Here is a 6,583-nt window from a genome sequence, read left to right on the forward strand (position 1 = left end):
CATGATTTTTATAACTATACTTTGGTTAGAATGGTTAGAATATTTAGGGGTTTTACTAACTATAATTGGATTGATTCTTTCTTTTTCTGTTGGCTCTAATAATTTATTATTTATTGCTATTACCCTTACTTTTATTTTCAATATTCTTAATCGAATTCGATCGGAAAATCGGACAAAAGCGCGTATTGCTGGAGCGTTAAGTGTTCAATTAAAAAGGTTTTCAGCCGAAGTAGAAGATATTAATAATAAAATTAATCTATATATTGAAAAACAAAAAACTTTAACTTCTCCCCCTAAAATTGCTAGTAATGTTCAAAAATCTGATAATCAAATTATTGCTTCTTTACAACAGGATGTGGAAAGTATTAATAAATCTTTGACGAGCATTATTGACTATATTCAAGAGCATAAATTAGAAGGAAGAATCAAAAATTTAGAGCTACTTTATCAGGCTTCCATGTCTTCCCGTAAAGCCTCTAATTCCCCTGCTAATCCTTCTAGTGATAAAATCAAACTACCCGATCGAACCGTTTTAAGTCAAGCCCAAAACTATGATATTGAGCCTCCCCCCAAAATTGCTTGGAAATGTATCCATATTATCAACGCCCATAGCCAATCTGTCACGGATTTAGAAATTACCCACGACAACAAATATTTATTAAGTGCTTCATGGGATCAATATTTGAAAATTTGGTCTTTAGATAGTGCTTCTGAACTTGATAGTATTCAAGCCTCAGATCAAGGTATTGTAACCGTTAGTGCTAGTCATGTTAACTATCGAGATCATGGTATTGTAACAGGTAGTTTAGATCAAGTCATTAAAATTTGGTCTTTAAAAAACGATCGAAACTCCCCTAGATTTAAGTTAAATCATACTTTAACTAATCATACAGGCTCAATTCACGGCTTAGAAATTGCCTCTGTTAAACAAATTATTGTCAGTGGTAGTTATGATCAAACTGTGAAACAATGGGATTTACAAAACGGAGATTTATTAGAAAGTTGTTATGATGACACTGGTGCAATCAATGCCATTGCTATCCATGAGGAAAACGGTTTTATTGCCAGTGGAGGCGGTGATGGTGAAATTACCCTTTGGGAGTTGGGTAGTAAGAAAAAACTTGGCTTATTAGTAGGGAATGTAAGCTCTTTGGAATCGATCACTATTAGCAACTCAGGAGACTATATTGCTGGGGGTTGCACTGATGGTACGATCAAAATTTGGCATTTACCCACCACTGAGTTTAGCTTATTTTTAGAAATCGAACCCTCGATCGAGCTACAAGGACATCACGGGCAAGTTATGGATTTAACCTTCAATCCCGATGGAAAACTCTTGTATAGTTGCGGAGTGGATGGATTGATTAAAATTTGGTATCCTGCCTCCTCGAAAGAATTAGGACATTTAAAAATTGCCGATGACAACCGTATTTTTTCCCTAGCCTTGAGTAAAGACGGCAGATTTTTAGTCGCAGGAGGAGTTGATGGCACAATTAAAATTTGGCAACAGACAAATTAACAATTAACAATTAACAATTAACAATTATTCACTATTCACTATTCACTATTCACTATTCACTATCTAAAGTTTTGTACCGCATTCAGGGCAAAAACTATTTTCGGCGGGGTTTCTTGTACCACAGTTAGAGCAAATTACCATTTCTTTGGTTAAACCTTGGGGGGGTTTTTTGGGCAACCCTAACATTTGAGCGTTATTTTTACCCGGTGCAATCATGGGATAACAGTTTTCGTCTCGTTTAACATAAACATTTAATACCACAGGCTCATCCGAGGCTAACATTTCTGCGATCGCACCTGACAATTCTTCACGACTGCTAACAGTAATACCTTTAACTCCGAAGGCTTGAGCTAACATTTCAAAATTAGGCATTCCAGCTTCCATATTAGAGGCGGAATAACGTTCACCATAGAAGGTTTCTTGCCATTGACGCACCATCCCTTGCCAACGGTTGTTGATAATTACGGTTTTGGCTTTGATGTTGTATTGTGCCAGGGTTGCTAATTCTTGTAAATTCATTTGGAAACTAGCATCTCCACTGATACAGATAACTTCTTCATCTCCTACCGCAACTTTTGCCCCCATCGCCGCAGGTAAACCAAAGCCCATTGTACCTAGTCCAGCGCTAGAAATCCAACGGTTAGGACCTGTTTTTAAAAATTGAGCCGCCCACATTTGATGTTGTCCTACGTCAGTTGTATAGTAAGCATTGGGAGCTTGTAGCCCAACTTCTACAATCACTTCTTGGGGTGAAAGAGCATCTTCGGGATGGGGTACATTCAAAGGGTACTCTTCTTTCCATCGATCGATCCTTCCTAACCAATCTTTTGTTAAACTATCGTGAGCAGGTAAATCTAACTCTCGCGCTCGTTGTAAAATTTGTTCTAAGACTTGGCGTACATCTCCCACAATCGGCACATCAGGACGGCGATTTTTGCCTACTTCCGCAGGATCGATGTCGATATGAATTACTTTTGCATGAGACGCAAATTCATCTAATTTTCCTGTAACTCGATCGTCAAATCTTGCCCCAACAGCGATCAACAAATCACATTCACTAACCGCAAAATTAGCATAAGCAGTGCCGTGCATTCCTAGCATCCCCACGGAAAGAGGATGATGTTCGTCAAAAGCCCCTAAACCCATTAAAGTAGTCGTTACGGGTAATTGAAAACGCTCTGCTAACTCCTCAATTTGAGCATGGGCTTTCGATAAAATAGCACCACCACCCACATACAATAACGGTTGTCTTGCTTCAGCAATCAATTCTAAAGCCCCATTAATTTGACGAGGATTACCTTTGACGGTAGGACGATAACCAGATAATTTTACTTCCCCCGGATATACAGGCACATACTCACATTCTTCTAAGCCCACATCTTTGGGAATGTCCACCAATACAGGACCTGGTCTGCCTGTACTAGCTAAATGGAAAGCCTCCGCAATGATGCGAGGAATATCTTGAGCCGTACGAGCGACATAAGAGTGCTTAACAATGGGTAAAGTAATGCCGAAAATGTCTGTTTCTTGGAAAGCATCCGAGCCGATCGCATCCCTTGGCACTTGTCCTGTTATGATTACCATAGGAATAGAGTCCATGTGAGCCGTAGCGATACCAGTAACTAAATTTGTCGCACCCGGTCCAGAAGTACCGAAACATACGCCAACTTTTCCAGTGGCACGAGCATAACCATCGGCAGCATGGGCGGCGCCTTGTTCATGTCTAACCAGAATATGTTGGATGTCTCCTCTTGCTTCGGCACGATAAACCTCATCATAGATAGGTAAAATTGCACCGCCTGGATAACCAAAAATATGCTTAACACCGTGACGACAGAGGCTATCAATCAAGGCAAAAGCACCAGAACACTTAATGGGAATAACATCAGTGGTTAATTTGAAAGAAGGGATATTAGAAGCTACCATATATTTTAAATTTATTACTCCGCAACGATTCCTATATCTTCATTGTAGATTCCGTCACAGATTGTGGAATGAATTTTTGTTTATTTGTTACATATCTATCTTAATTTTAATTTAACCACGAATAATTAACAATAACTTGTTCAACAACCTTGATTTTTTGATAAGCTAAGTGTTAAAAACGACTCAAAAGTGTACTTTTTCCCTTTCCCCTCTTCCCTGTCTTAATCTGTAAACTTAGATGCGATCGAGCTTAACTATTTTAAGTTCTTTGGGCAAACATTTGTCTTAATACGTCTGCTGGATCAATATATCTACCATTATACATTAAGCCCCAGTGTAAATGAGGTCCTGTGGTGCTTCCCGTCATGCCGACTCTACCAATTCTCGCCCCAGCTGGAATGTTTTGCCCCATGAATAACATAATACCGCCATTTCGATCGACCAAAGCCCTTCCTCTAGTGGTATTTTCGACACTACCCATTAAATGACAATATTCATGAGTCCAGTTTCCTGATTTAATTCTCACCATAGTACCGCATCCTGTATGATCTGATAGATGAACAATTTGACCACTCCACCAGTTACGAACATAACTCCCAAGAGGAGCGGCTAAGTCTAAGCCTTGGTGCATTCTTCTATCTCCCGTAATGGGGTGTATGCGATAACCAAAACCAGAGGTATAGGCTTGAAAATTCTCCACAGGAAAGGAGGCTTGTCGCCAAGATGCGGTAACGGGTACTGCTTGTTGAGCTTGTACGGGTTCAAGATTAGTGATAATAAAGTTATGGGCGATAATTAGAGTTAGTGTAGCTATTAATAAACCCGATAAATATATTTTAGACTTGAACGATCGAGCTATTACTACTATCAGATTAAACATTACTTCTCACACAAGGTTGATAACAAATAGACATAATTTAAAAGATTATTATAATCTATACTTGCTATGTAAGTTTTATTTAATTTTTGTGACGTTCCATGCACTTACATTCGTAAGGTGTAGGCTTCAAGCGGAGATTATCCAACACTAAATCTGTCAGAATTACTATAAAAGAGCCAAAATTTTCCTCGAAAGATTAAATGAATAAATCAATAATTGTTGGTATCAGTGGTGCATCAGGAATGATTTACGCCGTGAGAACTTTAAAATATCTCCTTGAAGCAGAATATACTGTTTATGTGGTGGCTTCTAAGGCTAGTTATATGGTGTGGTTAGAAGAAGATGGTATAAAAGTACCTCAAGAACCCCATACTCAAGAACAGTTTTGGCGATCGTACCTCAAAATACCATATCAAGGAAAGTTGATTTGTCACCGTTGGGGTGATGTGGGAGCAAGTATTGCTAGTGGCTCATTTCGTACATCAGGGATGATTGTTATACCTTGCAGTATGAGTACTGTTGCCAAAATTAGTCACGGATTAAGTACAGATTTACTAGAAAGAACGGCGGATGTACAATTAAAGGAAGGAAAACCCCTTGTGGTTGTACCCCGTGAAACTCCTTTTAGTTTAATTCATCTACGGAATTTAACTCAATTAGCGGAAGCGGGGGCAAAAATTGTTCCTGCTATTCCTGCATGGTATCATCATCCCCGATCGATCGAGGACTTAGTGGATTTTGTCATTGCTCGTAGTTTAGATCAATTAAATATCGACTGTGTGCCTTTGAAAAGATGGAAAGAGGAATCTTAACCCCATTGACTGAAAATAGGAGAGTGAGGGGTTTTTAGTAAGGTTTCACTCAAGGCTGAATGAATATAACCGTTGGTTGCTAATATTCTACCGCTATAAAGGTCAAAATTACTTTCATCATAAGCGGTAACTTTTCCCCCTGCTTCTAAGAGAATCACGACTCCTGCTAATAAATCCCAAGGTTTTAAGCCTCTTTCCCAATAGCCATCAAGTCGCCCTCCTGCCACATGACATAAATCTAAAGACGCACTGCCTCCCCTTCTAACTCCTTGGGTTAAATGGGTAAGATAACAGAATTCTGCATAATTATTATCCTCGACTTCGGTTCGATCGTACGCAAAACCTGTTACCAAAAGGCTATCTTTTAAATTCTCGGTGGTAGAAACTTGAATCGGTTGATGATTAAGGGTTGCACCCATTTCGATCGCACCACTCCATAACTCATTTTGCATCGGATTATACACCACTCCCACCGTAGGCTTTCCTGATACTAATAACCCCACAGAAACCGCAGATTGAGGATAACCATGAGCATAATTTGTTGTACCATCGAGAGGATCAATTACCCATAAATATTCACTGTCAGAATTGCCTAAAATACCTGATTCTTCCGCTAAGATACCATGATCTGGAAAATGACGTTTAATAACTGTTAATATTTCTTGTTCAGCTTTTTGATCTACTTCTGTAATTAAATCTCCTGCTCTACCTTTTTCTCGAATATTGAGTTGTTTTCCCCAATAGGATTGTAATATATTACCTCCAGCTTGGGCAGCGAGGAGAGCAACATCAAGAAGTTTTGAGATTTCTGTGAAATAAGTCATAAAGTAGATACAAAAATTCACTATGTTTATCTGGACTTCTGTAATGATAACGGTATTTTGTCATTATGAGATATAACGCAATCTTTCAACTTTTATTGTTATTACAAATTAGGTTCATAAGTAGCTTTTGTGTCACCTCAGTTCGAGCTAAAATTATTGATGAAGACAGGGAAGAGGGAAAAGTGTTTTTAATCCAGATAAACTAGAATTATCATAAGGGATTCAGGAGATAATGGTAAGCCATAGAGCTTAAATTAACTATTAATTTCTAACCAGTGAATCACATCATCTAAAGATTGAAAATCAAAAATTGCATCTGCCAAATTCTCAAGTTGCGATAAAGATAAGCGATTAATATTATCTTCTAATTCTTGAGAAAGATTATTAAATCGCCTTTTAATTAAACGCTTAATTACATTTATTTCTCCTCTTTTTTCAGCTCTTTTTTCGCCTATTTCAATCCCTTCTTCCATCCAACTGGTGACGATTTCCATAACTTTTTCCTCCTTGTTTATTTCTATTTGTTTTAATTCGGTATCAAATGCTTGTTTTTCCGTTGGGTTTAATTTTAAATAGGTGTCAATGAATCCTGAAATTAACTTTATTCTAGCAGGGTCTAAAC

The 6,583-nt window shown here is 38.2% G+C and carries 6 protein-coding genes; 2 read left to right on the forward strand and 4 right to left on the reverse strand.

Features of this window, described 5'->3' with window-relative positions:
• The first annotated feature begins 1 nt into the window (after nucleotide 1).
• Nucleotides 2-1,519, forward strand: coding sequence for a WD40 repeat domain-containing protein (locus tag ACN4EE_RS14550; RefSeq protein WP_431707177.1), 1,518 nt, complete (start codon nucleotides 2-4; stop codon nucleotides 1,517-1,519).
• Nucleotides 1,520-1,582: 63 nt separating this feature from the next.
• Here the strand turns inward: ACN4EE_RS14550 and ilvB are convergent, their stop codons facing one another.
• Both ilvB and ACN4EE_RS14560 read right to left on the reverse strand, forming a co-directional pair.
• Nucleotides 1,583-3,445: a biosynthetic-type acetolactate synthase large subunit gene (gene ilvB / locus ACN4EE_RS14555; protein ID WP_431707178.1), complete on the reverse strand. Its 1,863-nt coding sequence runs from the start codon at nucleotides 3,443-3,445 to the stop codon at nucleotides 1,583-1,585.
• A gap of 259 nt (nucleotides 3,446-3,704) precedes the next feature.
• Entirely contained in the window at nucleotides 3,705-4,325 is a 621-nt protein-coding gene (locus tag ACN4EE_RS14560) for a M23 family metallopeptidase (protein ID WP_431707179.1), read from the reverse strand.
• Nucleotides 4,326-4,525: 200 nt separating this feature from the next.
• On the opposite strand from ACN4EE_RS14560, the gene ACN4EE_RS14565 reads away from it, so the two are divergent.
• Nucleotides 4,526-5,137 (forward strand): flavin prenyltransferase UbiX, encoded by a 612-nt coding sequence (locus ACN4EE_RS14565; protein WP_431707180.1) that lies wholly within the window; start codon nucleotides 4,526-4,528, stop codon nucleotides 5,135-5,137.
• Here ACN4EE_RS14565 and ACN4EE_RS14570 read toward each other — a convergent pair.
• The gene (locus tag ACN4EE_RS14570; RefSeq protein WP_431707181.1) at nucleotides 5,134-5,961 is read right to left on the reverse strand and encodes an inositol monophosphatase family protein; all 828 of its coding nucleotides are present in this window, start codon (nucleotides 5,959-5,961) and stop codon (nucleotides 5,134-5,136) included. The two genes, ACN4EE_RS14565 and ACN4EE_RS14570, sit on opposite strands and share 4 nt — an antisense overlap.
• Nucleotides 5,962-6,215: 254 nt before the next feature.
• On the reverse strand, nucleotides 6,216-6,583 hold a 368-nt coding region (locus ACN4EE_RS14575), incomplete at its 5' end, for a DUF4351 domain-containing protein (RefSeq protein ID WP_431707182.1).

The organism is Geminocystis sp. CENA526 (assembly GCF_050753365.1).
GTDB lineage: Bacteria > Cyanobacteriota > Cyanobacteriia > Cyanobacteriales > Cyanobacteriaceae > Geminocystis.